12 protein-coding genes are annotated in these 12,787 nt (G+C 46.4%); 8 read left to right on the top strand and 4 right to left on the bottom strand.

Features of this window, described 5'->3' with window-relative positions; translation table 11 throughout:
- Positions 1-183 precede the first annotated feature (183 nt).
- The 7 genes from B2P60_RS00360 (at position 184) to B2P60_RS00330 (ending at position 7,069) form a co-directional block, all read left to right on the top strand.
- The gene (locus B2P60_RS00360) at positions 184-1,278 is read left to right on the top strand and encodes an urease accessory protein UreD (protein ID WP_286738840.1); all 1,095 of its coding nucleotides are present in this window, start codon (positions 184-186) and stop codon (positions 1,276-1,278) included.
- Positions 1,279-1,370: 92 nt separating this feature from the next.
- On the top strand, positions 1,371-1,673 hold the full coding sequence (gene ureA, locus B2P60_RS00355; RefSeq protein ID WP_193004678.1) for an urease subunit gamma: 303 nt from the start codon (positions 1,371-1,373) through the stop codon (positions 1,671-1,673).
- 58 nt (positions 1,674-1,731) lie between these two features.
- Complete coding sequence (gene ureC, locus B2P60_RS00350) at positions 1,732-3,918, top strand: urease subunit alpha (protein ID WP_193004677.1); 2,187 nt, start codon at positions 1,732-1,734, stop codon at positions 3,916-3,918.
- Positions 3,919-4,105: 187 nt separating this feature from the next.
- Complete coding sequence (ureE, locus tag B2P60_RS00345) at positions 4,106-4,726, top strand: urease accessory protein UreE (RefSeq protein ID WP_286738839.1); 621 nt, start codon at positions 4,106-4,108, stop codon at positions 4,724-4,726.
- On the top strand, positions 4,723-5,517 hold the full coding sequence (locus B2P60_RS00340; RefSeq protein WP_286738838.1) for an urease accessory protein UreF: 795 nt from the start codon (positions 4,723-4,725) through the stop codon (positions 5,515-5,517). Before ureE ends, B2P60_RS00340 begins: the two co-directional genes overlap by 4 nt.
- 56 nt (positions 5,518-5,573) lie before the next feature.
- The gene (gene ureG / locus B2P60_RS00335) at positions 5,574-6,269 is read left to right on the top strand and encodes an urease accessory protein UreG (RefSeq protein ID WP_286738837.1); all 696 of its coding nucleotides are present in this window, start codon (positions 5,574-5,576) and stop codon (positions 6,267-6,269) included.
- 62 nt (positions 6,270-6,331) lie between these two features.
- Entirely contained in the window at positions 6,332-7,069 is a 738-nt protein-coding gene (locus B2P60_RS00330; protein ID WP_286738836.1) for a HupE/UreJ family protein, read from the top strand.
- A gap of 214 nt (positions 7,070-7,283) precedes the next feature.
- Here B2P60_RS00330 and tig read toward each other — a convergent pair whose 3' ends face one another.
- Positions 7,284-8,627, bottom strand: a complete 1,344-nt coding sequence (tig, locus tag B2P60_RS00325; RefSeq protein WP_286738835.1) for a trigger factor — start codon at positions 8,625-8,627, stop codon at positions 7,284-7,286.
- Positions 8,628-9,129: 502 nt separating this feature from the next.
- Positions 9,130-9,789, bottom strand: a complete 660-nt coding sequence (gene rdgB / locus B2P60_RS00320; RefSeq protein WP_286738834.1) for an RdgB/HAM1 family non-canonical purine NTP pyrophosphatase — start codon at positions 9,787-9,789, stop codon at positions 9,130-9,132.
- Between the two features lie 519 nt (positions 9,790-10,308).
- On the opposite strand from rdgB, the gene B2P60_RS00315 reads away from it, so the two are divergent.
- Entirely contained in the window at positions 10,309-10,938 is a 630-nt protein-coding gene (locus B2P60_RS00315) for a superoxide dismutase (RefSeq protein ID WP_193004671.1), read from the top strand.
- A gap of 111 nt (positions 10,939-11,049) precedes the next feature.
- Here B2P60_RS00315 and B2P60_RS00310 read toward each other — a convergent pair whose 3' ends face one another.
- Both B2P60_RS00310 and B2P60_RS00305 read right to left on the bottom strand, forming a co-directional pair.
- Positions 11,050-11,865 (bottom strand): HNH endonuclease, encoded by an 816-nt coding sequence (locus B2P60_RS00310; RefSeq protein WP_193005190.1) that lies wholly within the window; start codon positions 11,863-11,865, stop codon positions 11,050-11,052.
- Positions 11,866-11,948: 83 nt separating this feature from the next.
- Positions 11,949-12,767, bottom strand: a complete 819-nt coding sequence (locus B2P60_RS00305; RefSeq protein ID WP_286738833.1) for a DUF72 domain-containing protein — start codon at positions 12,765-12,767, stop codon at positions 11,949-11,951.
- Positions 12,768-12,787: the final 20 nt, after the last annotated feature.

Below are 12,787 nucleotides of genomic sequence, written 5' to 3'. Positions count from 1 at the left end.
TTAGTTTAAGGCTTGCTCATAGTAGCGCTTGATAGGGGTGTACATAAGTTGGCATAAACATTGTATGGATAAGGACAATTAATGGCATTGATGAATCAGATGTCTGTGGTGATGGGGCAGCTATGACCATTGACAGATGTTAGTCCGTATTTGATTAAATAATTGAGTAACTGAGTATATAAAATGAGTTGGGCTTCTTCTTTAGCATTAAGTTTTGACACTGTTAAACGCACAGATACTACCAACAGTATGACTGCCACTGGCCTGAAGACGCGTCTGTATCATCGCAAGCACACGGGTGCTTTAATGGTACAGCGGCCCTTATATCCTGAGCCTAGTGTTCAGCAAGAGATTTGCCACATACTGATGCTGTATCCGCCAGCAGGTATAGCTGGTGGTGACATACTGACCATCGACTTGCGTTTAGATCAAGATAGCCATGCTGTCATCACCACCCCAGGGGCGGGTAAATGGTATGGCAAAGACAGTGTCAGCCAAAAAACAAAACGCTTGTCGCGTCGCTCAGAACCCCAGCTCAACCTCGATGCAAACGCGGCGCTAGAGGGTGAGGCCATTATAGATGACCCTGAAGATGGCCAGCTCTGTGAGGCTCAAAACGATACCTCTACCTATGCAAGCCAAGATGTGCAAGCCACGCTTGCGGCACATGCTCGCTTAGAATGGCTGCCACAAGAGAGTATCATTTATAACGATGCCAATATGCATGCGACAAGTCGCTTTGATTTAAAAGACTCGTCTAGCCTCATGACATGGGAGATTAGCGTGTTTGGGCGGCAAGCTTACGACGAGCAGTTTTTGCAAGGGTATTACCATACAGGGTTAAATATCTATCGAGAAGGCAAAGTAATTGTAGCTGAGCGTGTGGCGCAGCCTGCCCAAAGTCGCTGGTTTACGTCAGATTTGGGGTTAGCAGGTCAGCACATTTACGGATCATTCTGGGCAGTACCAAGCTTGAGTAAGCTGCGTGACGATCACGCACGATCGGCTTCCCAAACCACGCAGTCAACTAAGGCTGCTCAAGCGACCACCAAACAGGCATTAACCTACTACTTAGACGATACCGTCGTGGCGTTGCGCCAAGTCATCGCTCAAGCTGAACTGCCCGTCTATTGTACTCACAACTGCCAAGCGGTGAATGTCCGTTATATTGGTTCAGATGTGCGCGGCTGTTTTGAAGCTTTTTATCAGCTCAGAGAGGTCTTACGTGAGCATTGGTGGCAGCTTGAGCCTTGCCGCCCGCGTATTTGGGACACCTAAGTTTATGTTGGCTGCCGACAGACAGTCGTATTTAACGTGCCAAAACCTCTCAATCTGCGACGATGCAATGATAAATATAATAAGGAGTATCCATGCACCTGACACCAACCGAAAAAGACAAACTCATGCTATTCACTGCTGGCATGGTTGCTGAGCGCCGCAAAAATCGCGGGGTTAAGCTTAATTATCCTGAAGCCATTGCCTATATCAGTATGCTACTCATGGAAGGCGCAAGGGATGGCAAAAGAGTCGCTGAATTGATGAGTGAGGGGGCCAAGTATCTGTCTGCTGATGATGTCATGGTAGGCGTGGCCGAGATGGTGGATGAAGTACAAATCGAGGCGACTTTTCCCGATGGTACTAAACTCGTCACGGTGCACAATCCCATCGTATAGCACTGCTTATCACTGAAATCTATCACCGAAATGACCATTCCGAAATAAGGCGGCTCTCATGCAAGCAGGCGAATACCAGATTCAAGATGGCGATATTATCTTAAACCAAGGGCGACCCGTACAGACGCTTAGTGTCACCAACACGGGTGATAGACCCATTCAAATCGGCTCGCATTATCACTTTTATGAAGTCAATGATGCCTTGAGTTTTGAGAGAGAGCAGACCCGTGGCTATCGTCTCAATATCATCTCTGGTACGGCGGTACGATTTGAGCCGGGACAGTCACGAGAAGTAGAATTGGTGGCTTATGCTGGCAAGCAGGCCGTATATGGTTTTGCTGGGCGGGTGATGGGCGCGGTCAAACCAGAGCAGGCAACAGATAAGGTCCTCGATAAAAAAGCGACCACCTCGCAGAAGCAAGTAAGTCGACGTATTTATGCTGAGCATTTTGGTCCTACGACAGGCGATAAAGTGCGTCTCGCTGATACCGAGCTTTGGCTACAAGTTGAGGCTGATTTGACCAGTCACAAAGACACTGCTACTGACCAAATAGAGGCGCTGCAACGTGGTGAAAGTATCAGCAAGTCCCCTGAAATCAAAGGTGAAGAAGTCAAGTTTGGTGGTGGCAAAGTCATCCGTGACGGCATGGGTCAAGGACAACTGCTGGGTGCAGAAGTCGCCGATACTGTCATTACCAATGCCTTGGTGGTGGATCACACGGGTATCTACAAAGCAGATATCGGTATCAAAGATGGCCGTATCAGCGCCATTGGCAAAGCCGGTAACCCTGATATCCAGCCTGCCATCGACATTCCTATTGGCGGTGCTACCGAGATTATCTCTGGTGAAGGGAAAATCCTAACGGCAGGCGGCGTCGATAGTCATATTCACTTTATTGCGCCCCAACAGTGTGAGACCGCCCTTATGTCAGGGGTAACCACGATGCTTGGCGGTGGTACAGGACCTGCGCAAGGAACGCTTGCCACCACTTGCACACCGGGGGCTTATCACATTGGTTCGATGCTAAAATCCACGGACAGTATCGCCATGAATATTGGCCTACTTGGCAAAGGTAATGTGAGTGTGCCTATGCCGATTGCGGAACAAATAGAAGCAGGTGCCGTCGGGCTTAAGCTCCATGAGGATTGGGGTACAACCCCGCAAGCCATTGATAACTGTTTAAGCGTCGCTGATCAGTATGACGTCCAAGTCGCCATTCATACCGATACGCTAAACGAAAGTGGCTATCTTGAGAGCACGCTTGCCGCCTTTAAAAACCGCTGTATTCATACTTTTCATACCGAAGGCGCGGGCGGTGGTCACGCACCTGATATCCTAAAGGCGATTGGCGAGTCACATGTTTTGCCATCCTCGACCAATCCCACTCGTCCCTATACTGTCAATACCATTGATGAGCATCTCGACATGCTGATGGTTTGTCATCATCTGAGCCCTGCTATCGCCGAAGATGTGGCGTTTGCTGAGAGTCGTATTCGGCAAGAAACCATTGCCGCAGAAGATATTTTGCATGATTTGGGCGCGATCTCGATGATGAGTAGTGACTCACAAGCGATGGGACGGGTAGGCGAAGTGGTCATTCGCACATGGCAGACCGCGCACAAAATGAAAGTTCAACGCGGTCACCTTGCCCCAGATGCAACCGCTGATCTTGAGCAGCAAAACCAGCACATCACGCTAACAGACTACGATCACAGCGCGGACAATGATAATTTTCGCATCAAACGCTATATCGCGAAATACACGATAAACCCTGCGATTACTCATGGTATTAGCGATATGGTTGGCTCTATCGAAGTGGGTAAATGGGCCGATATGGTGCTATGGTCGCCCAAGTTTTTTGGGGTGAAACCAGAATGCCTCATCAAAGGCGGGCTTATCGCTGCGGTACCGATGGGCGATATTAACGCTTCTATTCCCACACCTCAGCCTGTGCATTATCGCGCCATGTTTGCCACGTATCCAAAATCGGTTGCCCAAACCAGTATTGCCTTTATGTCGCAAGCTGCCATAGACAAGCAAGTGGATAAACAGCTGGGGCTGAACAAAGTCATCCAGCCAGTACACGGTATCCGTGACATTCGCAAAAGCGATATGCGCTTTAACAGTTACTGCCCTGATATGGACATCAATCCTGAGACTTATGAAGTACGTGCAGATAGTGAGACGCTTACGTGTGAGCCAGCTGACGTACTCCCCATGGCACAGCGTTATTTTTTATTCTAATTTTTAGACACTTATATCTTTTTTAGACACTCATATCTACAGTCAATGTTAAAAACGATGTTAAAGGCGAGGCTAAAAACGATGTACAACGGATTTTTTAGGTGAGGTTTTGCCTTCATCTCTAGCCCCTTTACTGTCCGTATTATTGACCAATAATTTGAGCCACAATCAGTAGAGCAGCCTATTTATGAAAATATTTAACACCCGTTTAAGTACGGTTAGCGACATTCAAAAAGCACAATTAGCAGAACAGCAGCAAGCCGATGACTACCTACTGCTAGATTTTGATACCCGTCAGCATTCTCGCTTTCGAGCCATGACAGTCTCAGGTGAGGCAGTTGGTGTTGACTTGCCTCGTACAGGCGTATTAAAAGGAGATGATGTCCTAATCAGTGCGACAGGCGAGCTGATGCAAATCATCGCCAAGCCGCAAGCCGTAACCAAGGTAACGGCTGATGATGAGTTTTTATTAATGAAAGGCGCTTATCATTTGGGCAATCGTCATGTGCCACTCATGTTTAATCACAGTTTTGATCAGGGTGATGCAGGGTATGCGCTATATTTTGAAAACGATCATGTTCTGGCACAAATGCTCGAAAATCTTGGTCTACACACCGAGTCTACGTCAGTCCCATTCGAGCCTGAGACGGGCGCCTATCAGTCAGGCCAAGGGCATTCGCACTCTCATTTAAGTAGCGACGCGCATAGTCATCCGCACAGTACCTCACACAGTCATAAGCATGAGCAAGGCCATGAGAGCCGTCACGGACATAGCCATCCTGATGAGCCTGTAGGCCAGTTTAAATGATGGTTGGTAACAGTGCTCAGTCACATCAGTCCGATCAGCTCGGACGGCTGCTAATACTGGCATCCAGCAATTTACCTATTGGTAGCTATACCTATTCACAAGGTGTGGAGGCAGCGATTGAGTCAGGGGTTATTTTTGATGAAGCCAGTACCCTTGTATTCATGCAGGACTACCTAGAGCTTGCCGTCATTGGCTACGAGCTGCCCATATTGGGGCTGATCATGCAAGCGCTGAGTCAAGGTCATGACGCGCTGGCCGCGAGTTTGGCACACGACTATCATGCCAGCTTAGAGAGTAAAGAGTTTGTACTTGAGTCTCAGCAACTGGCACAAGCGATGGTGGCGTGGCTCAACGAAGTGCTGAATCTTGGCGTACCCACGGAGGTGCCTGAAGATGGGTTTTTACCGCTCTTCGCCCATATTACTCAGCACTGGCAACTGTCAATGGCGCAATCAATGAGCACTTATGGATTTGCGCAACTAGAGAATATGGTGCTCGCTGCTGTTAAGACAGTGCCGCTAGGACAAATGGCAGGTCAGCGTATCCTGTGGCAATTACAGAGTAAGCTTAGCGCGCAGGTCGATACGCTCAGTGATAGGGTACAGCGTGCCTTTGAGGACTTAACCACGGCGCAAGAGATTGTCGATACGCTCGCTGCAAGTGAAGATCAAGCCTGTCAGCGGCTGTGTCAAGACCTCTATAAAAGCCTTAATATTTCTAATAATTTACCCAATCTGGCTATCCTCTCAAGTATGCATGAGGAGCAATACAGCCGGTTATTTCGCTCATAGTTTGATAGTTGTTCCTATTTATATTTACCGCATATGAACCGTTTAAGGAGCCCAGCATGTCTCTAACCCCGCTCAAACCGCAACACCCCCAAACTACCTCAGACTCACTGGCCGGTAGTGACAGTTTAAACCAGCCCGCACCTTCTGCGCTATCGTGTTTGCGCCTTGGTATTGGTGGCCCTGTCGGTAGTGGTAAGACGGCTTTGACCTTACGGCTTTGCCAAAACCTGCGTGATACGATCAATATGGCAGTTGTGACCAACGACATTTATACCAAAGAAGACTCCCAGTTTTTGACGCGCAACAATGCCATGCCAGCTGAGCGTATCCGCGGCGTAGAGACCGGCGGCTGCCCGCATACTGCTATTCGTGAAGACGCGTCAATCAACTTGACCACTATCGCTGAGCTGCAAGCGACTTTTGAGGGCTTGGAGATGATTATCATCGAATCAGGCGGCGATAATTTGGCCGCGACGTTTAGTCCAGAGCTGTCTGATTTGACTTTGTATGTCATCGATGTCTCGGCAGGCGATAAGATACCTCGTAAAGGTGGCCCAGGTATTACCAAATCTGATTTGCTGATTATTAATAAGACCGATCTGGCGCCAATGGTCGGCGCCTCGCTTGACGTCATGGAGCGCGATGCGAAAAAAATGCGTGGCGACAAACCTTTTATCTTTAGCAATATGAAAACGGGTGATGGGCTCACTGAGATCATCGCGTTTATCAAAGAGCACGGCATGCTCGCTTAGTCAGCGGCGCTTCACCAACGAAGATCATCGAACATTAGAATATGAATAATAAGGAAAACCCCATGACAGCAAATACAAAAAGTTCGCGTTTTTCACAAACCCTCTCAGCTCGTAGCCTCGTGACGGGCTCAACTGTGCTGGCGACATTACTAATGCTACCGTCGTTAGCGCAGGCGCACTCAGGACATATTCACTCAACGACAGTGCAAGCGCCGTCATTTGTAGGCACGTTGCAAGCGGGGCTGATGCACCCAGTGACGGGGCTGGATCATCTGTTTTTGGCAGTCGGTATGGGCATGTTGTTTTATGGGCTGCAAAAACAACGTCTAGGTATGGTGTCACTGACAGCAGGGCTGTCCTTGGGGGCGATATTAGGCACTGCTAGCGTTTTGATGGGGGGCGCGGGATTTGCCGCTGCAACTGGGTTTGTGGAAATGGCCATATTACTATCAGTGGCCGTATTGGCCATGATTTTAATGAGCTCTAAAAGTAGACAAGACGCATGCTCAGTGCAAACGCGACCAGCACGCACACCCAGTATGCAACAGCTGTCATTATTTGGTTTTGGTGGTTTGGCTGTGTTTCATGGGATGGCGCATGCGCTGGAGGTGCCAGCAAACGTTGGTATGAGCGGTCAGCTGGGCTTTTACGCTGGCATGCTTGTGACTATGGTGGCGTTATATGCAGTCGGTACGCTGATCAGTCAGCAGTTGCAACAACGCTTGGGTGGTAACTTGTGGCTACAGCGTGGATTAGTGTTATTGGGCGTAGGGGCTGTGTTAGCGCCTGCTTTGGTGTAACGCGCTCTTTATGTTTTGACTTGTAGGCGTGGGGCTTTGGCGGCGATGTCTTTGTAAGCACCTTATATGTATTGATGACTTTAGTACTAGATCGCGCTGCCACTGAAATGCCAGAACGCCATAAAAAATGCGCCCCCAGTCTTTTGGCTGGGGGCGCATTTTTAGTTTTGATAACCGACTAATGCGTGTCTAAAAAGACAGCATGTCGCATCAATTACATTGCTTGCTGCTGTTGTTGCTGAGCGGCTAGCAAGTCTTGGTAGCTAACTTCTTTGTCAGTGACTTTGCCTTGCTCGATCAGATAATCAACCACTTGGTCTTCTAGTACTACAGACTCAATGTTAGCGCGCTGCTGCTTGTCATTGGTGTAGTACTCGATCACTTCCGCTGGGTCTTCGTAGTTTTCAGCCGCTTCTTTGATGAAGGTTTCAACGCGCTCTTGATCCACTTCTAAGCCTTTGGTATCGATGATACGAGCAACGATGATGCCAAGACGGGCCGCACGTAGCGCTTGCTCTTCAAACAGCTCATTTGGCAGCATGTCTTTATCGAAGCTATCAGCGTTCGCACCGAACTGCTGAGAGAAACGTTGCATCATCATGTTGCGCTGACGCTCGATTTCTTGCTCTAGCATGGCGTTTGGCACGTCAAACTCGTTCTTTTCTAGCAAGGCATCAAAAGTCGCTTGCTTCACTTGGCTACGCGCAGCGTTTTTGATTTCGCGTTCCATGTTTTTGCGTACGTCTTCTTTTAGTTTTTCAACGCCGCCCTCGGTCACGCCGAATAGCTCTAGGAACTCTTCATTGATTTCAGGTAGCTTAGATTTTTCAACCAATTTTACATTGATTTTGAACTGTGCTTCTTTACCAGCCAAGTTTTCAGCTTGGTAATCTTCTGGGAAGGTCACGTCGATGACTTTTTCTTCGCCAGCTTTCATGCCTTTGATACCCGCTTCAAAGCCTGGGATCATCTGGTTGCTACCGATCACCAGTTTGAAGTCCTCCGCTGAGCCGCCTTCAAATTTTTCGCCGTCGATTGAGCCTTCAAAATCAAACGTCACTTGGTTGTCTTTTGCCGCCATGCCTTTTTTCTCAACGAACTCTTCACGTTGTTTTTGTAGGTTTTCGATCATGGTGTCAACGTCTTCGTCACTCACTTGGGCAGTGTGACGCTCAACTTCGATTTCATCGATACCTTGCACGTCAACTTCTGGGAAGATTTCGACAGTGGCTTGATAGACCAAGAAGTCATCTTCAAGTTTTACATCATCAATGTTAGGCATGCCAACCGCGCGGATGTCTTCAGATTTGATCGCTTCAAAAACCGTATCACGGATCACATCGTTGATGACTTCTTGTTGAATGCCAGCACCGTACTGAGAGCGGATGTGTGACATAGGAACGTTGCCTTTACGGAAACCGTCAATTTTGGCAGTTTTCGCCACTTGACGAATACGACCTTCAACTTTGTTTTGAATTTTTTCAACGGGCACTTTAACCGTTAGCTGGGTTTCTTTATTAGATAGCTTGTTGGTTGTGACTTGTAAATCTGTAGCCATGTTCATTACACCTTTAGGATTAAATAGTACGTTTGATTTAATAGTACTTGGAGTTAAATGGTAATAGACAACCGTGCCTCAACATATGGGCATGTACTAGGCGTTGCCATTGGAATAAATAGGGGACAATGCATGATAGCCTGCAATCTCGCAGTCAGTGCCAAGCAATCGCCTTTGGCACTAAAGAGTACGAAGCTGTGAAATTGCCGATATTATAAAGGCTATCAAATATCAATCATAAACCGTAAATAGTCCGCATAATAACGCTTTTTGGTGAATTATACAGACAAATAACGGCTTTCAGCAAAATTTTAAAAGTAGAACAGTATAATCTATCTGTTTATTAAAGTAAAAATTATCTCTTTATCGTCAATCCGCTTTGAATCTGCTACATCGTCAATCTCACTTAAAGAACAATTTGCGCTCGATTTCCTTTGATTGCCTTGTATCCGCATGAGCAGTCAAAGCGCTAAATGGAATCGACTAGAAGCTTTAGGCTGATCTACAAAGGCAGCTGTGCCAATAATTGCTTAATTGCCTGACCACGATGACTGATACGGTTTTTGTCAGCCGCGCTTAGGCTTGCCGCACTCGCTTGCAAGTTGGGTAGCCAAAACAATGGATCATAGCCGAAACCGCCATCGCCGTGCGGCGCTTCTAAAATCTCACCATGCCATAAGCTTTGTGCGATAATCGGCAACGGATCATCGGCATGTCGCACCATTGCCAGTACGCAAACGAACATACCTTGCACCGCTTTATCCGACTGCTGTCTACGAATAGGCTGCAAATCAGCGATGAGCTTGGCGTTGTTTTTGCTATCATTGCCGTGTTCGCCCGCATAGCGAGCAGAGTAGGTACCTGGGGCATTACCCAGTGCAGGAACGCATAAGCCTGAATCATCAGCAATGGCAGGCAATCCGCTGATACGGCTGGCGTGTCGTGCTTTGATAATGGCGTTCTCTACAAAGCTTAGACCATCCTCAATCGCATCTTCGATATCGAGCTGACCTTGCGGTACGATAGTGACATCCAAGCTCGCTTCTGCAAACAACCTTTGAAACTCAGCCAGTTTGCCTTTATTATTACTGGCGAGCACCCACTGATGATCGGTTGTCGACTGAGTGGCTGATAGAAAGTTTGATTGATTAGTGGCGCTCATAGAGTCATTCCGTCAAGTAAGTAGTGATGGTTTGGTCAATCTGTTTTGGACTTTTGGTTCGGTTGCTTTGGTTATACTACTATGGTTATATTGCTCGACCCAATCGTGAGCTTAACGCTGGTAGCTTACGGCTATAAGACAGGTGTGACTAGTCAGTAAAAAATATCTCGTGGCTATACAGATTGTGCGGTCTATAACATTTGGTAACGGATATTAACGCTGACTATTGCTATAATAGGCAGCAAGCTACAGTGAATTATATCTTATGGCTTGTGAATATGACGTTAATAAACGCGCATAAAGTCAAACACTTGGCTTTTGGGCAAAGAATAATAGTTAAGTCAATTTTGGATTCATAATAATACGTGCTACTGTGTTAGGCAATAACACGTATGCAGCGAAAACATTCAGTTTAAACAATAAACTCAGCCAATTTAGGCCGCTATTTTTTAGGGTAAGAACAGTGTAGAATTCAGTTTCTATCACGTAACGGCCAAAAACAGCAAGGATAAAATAATTATGTCAAACATTACTTTACCAGACCTACCATATGCAAAAGACGCGCTAGAGCCACATATCAGTGCCGAGACGCTAGAGTATCATCATGATAAGCATCATGCAGCTTATGTAAACAAACTAAAAGATCTACTACCAGGTTCTGGTCTAGAAGACAAAACGTTGCCAGAGATCATCAAAGCGACTGCAAAAGATGACAGCAAGCAAACGATGTTTAACCAAGCAGCGCAAGTGTGGAACCACACATTTTACTGGAACTGCATGACGCCAGATAACGGCGGCGGCGAACCTACTGGTGATCTAAAAGGCAAAATCGAAGAAGACTTCGGTAGCTATGATAAGTTCCGTGAAGAGTTCAAAAACGCAGCTACCTCACAGTTCGGTTCAGGTTGGGCGTGGCTCGTGACTGATAAAGTAGGTGGTAAACTTTCAGTGATGAATACTAGCGATGCTGATAACCCACTTGCTCATGACAAAATTGCCGTATTGACTTGTGATGTGTGGGAACATGCGTACTATGTTGATTACCGTAACCGTCGTCCTGACTATGTCGACACGTTCCTAGACAAGCTAGTGAACTGGGACTACGCAAACGCAAAATATAAAGGTCAAGACGCTGGCGTTGAAGAGTAATCTTTAAGACTTAAGCATTTGATTTAAAAAAGGACGCCTCTCGGCGTCCTTTTTTTGAGCTGTCTTTTGGGTTCTAAAAGAATCAGTGTAATTCTATTTTACAATGACCACTTATATTTTCTGCTTAGAATTGTTAGCTATTAATTTTCTTATTTCAAGGATTGATAATGTCTTGTCTTTCTTCCTATGGACGACAGAGTGGCAATTTGCGCACAGAGGAATTAGGTCGGTTTCTGGATCTATCTCTTTAGGTGTTTCAAGTTCTGATACAGGAACTATATGATGAACATGAATAAATCCTTCAGCATATTCTCCATAAAACTTTCCAAAGTTAAATCCGCAGGCAGCACAAGAGTTACCGTGAATGGCAATCGCTTGCTTTCTGTATTTAGGATTTCTTTCGTATGTAGTCACATAACGTTTTGATTTTTTTCCTTCACTGAAAGACTCAAGTGAATCTTGATAGTTTTCTGTAGTTTCATCTGAAATATAAGCTGTTCTTTGCTCTGAAACTTTATTGGGGCTGACTTTAGAGGTAATAAGATGGTAAGTATCTTCGTCGATAGCTCTTACCCCATCGCGCCAATAATTAGATTTCCTCGTATCAGGAATTGTTTCTAGGTACTTTGAATCATCTTTTGCTAAAACTGCTTCTTTAAAGGGTATAAAATCAGTAATAGTAGCAAAAAAGTCATTTTTACTGCTTTCTTTGTCTGGATAGGTTTTACCGATCTTAGCAATAGCGAAATAGTGAGGAGCATCGGATAGTCTATTTTTCAAGAAAGATTTGTTTTTGAGACTTCCTTTATAGTAAATAACGTTAGCGCCTGGCTCCAGATATTTTAAATATCTTTTGGGAAAGTGGTAAAGGACGCCGGTTTCATCAGCCCAAGCAGATTCATCATTTTCAGTTATTATTGTATACACTCAATTTCCTTATGTTTTAAATCTAGCAGTAGTATGACCTTTATATGAATAGTTTTATCTTGAATTAGATTGAATCATATCTATCACAACACCTCAAACCCAAACTTAACCAACGCCTCTCTAAGCATCGCAATATTATAGTAGGCATGCGCGTTGACGGTGTTTTGAAAGAAGATATAGAGCGTATCAAAATGCTGGCGCTGGTTGGCAATCGCTTGCGCCCAGTCCTGCATTTCCGCCTCACTGTAGCGATAGTCATGACGGTCGCTGGCGCTCATCGCATCCCACCAGTTTAGATTATTGCCATGCATACGCAGATAGCCTGTGCGCTCGGTAAATATCAGCCGCGATGGTGGCAGGCCATTCACCTTGGGATAATCCACACTGCACCAAATCAAACCTTGTTTGATAAAGCTATCGACCACTTGCGGGGTGTGCCAGCCGTTATGACGAAACTCAACGGCGAGTGGATAGTCCTGAAACCAACTGACAAGGTTGGCAAGATAAAGCCTGTGCTCGCGGGTACGATCAAAGCCGTGGGGGAACTGCAAGAGTAATGGGGCTAAAGCGTTCGCTTCGATAAGTGGCGTGAGCGCGGTCAAAAAAGCCTGCGCATGATCGGCAGTGCCTTTTCGTGCATGGGTGAAGTCTTGATGCAGCTTCACGGCAAATTTTAATTGGCTGTCTGCCTGCACATGCGCCTTGTCGACCATACCCGCAAAGGCCTTTTGGCCGATGGGTGCGTAGAAGGTGCTATTGACCTCCACCGCGCCATATTGTTTGGCATACTCACGCAAAAAATCCGTTTTTTTGGTGCCAGTGGGATACAGCGTGCCGAGCAGATCGGTATCGCTATAGCCGCCAGTGCCAAGATAAATACGCGGGGTAGGGTTACTGTCCATGTTGACCACTCATTACCATT

It is taken from the genome of Psychrobacter sp. UBA3068 (assembly GCF_002366815.1).
GTDB lineage: Bacteria > Pseudomonadota > Gammaproteobacteria > Pseudomonadales > Moraxellaceae > Psychrobacter > Psychrobacter namhaensis.
Note: the sequence above shows the minus strand (reverse complement) of the source record. Positions and strands in the feature narration are given on the sequence as shown.